The organism is Enterobacter cloacae complex sp. S3 (genome assembly GCF_014930495.1).
Classification (GTDB): Bacteria; Pseudomonadota; Gammaproteobacteria; order Enterobacterales; family Enterobacteriaceae; genus Enterobacter; species Enterobacter asburiae_B.
Genome location: NZ_JADBRD010000097.1, coordinates 1 through 414, shown reverse-complemented (window position 1 = coordinate 414; position 414 = coordinate 1). Strand labels below are relative to the sequence as shown.

1 protein-coding gene is annotated in these 414 nt (G+C 66.7%); it reads left to right on the top strand.

Features of this window, described 5'->3' with window-relative positions:
* Position 1: 1 nt before the first annotated feature.
* The coding region (locus tag IM317_RS23655; RefSeq protein WP_227010985.1) for a cobalt-factor II C(20)-methyltransferase at positions 2–414 on the top strand (413 nt) is incomplete at its 3' end.

The following is a 414-nucleotide window of genomic DNA, read 5'->3' as shown; positions in this document are numbered from 1 at the left end:
TCTGATCACCGTGCGTGCGGCGCGGATCCTCGGCCAGCTGGATGTGCTGTATGCGCCAGCCGGCCGCAAAGGCGGCGACAGCCTGGCGCTCTCCATCGTACGCGAGTACCTGGGCGCACACACGGAGGTCCGCTGCTGCCATTTTCCGATGAGCACCGACAGCGCGGAAAAAGAGGCGGTGTGGAACGACGTTGCCGCGGCGCTGGCCCAGGAGGTGGCGGCGGGCAGGCAGGTCGGGATTATCACCCTCGGCGACGCCATGTTGTTCAGCACCTGGGTCTTTCTGCTGCAGCGGATTGGCTGCCCGGAGTGGCTGGAGATTGTCCCTGGCGTTACCTCCTTCGCCGCCATTGCCGCGCGGGCGAAAACCCCGCTGGCCATGGAGCAGCAGTCGCTGGCGGTGATCTCCTGCAC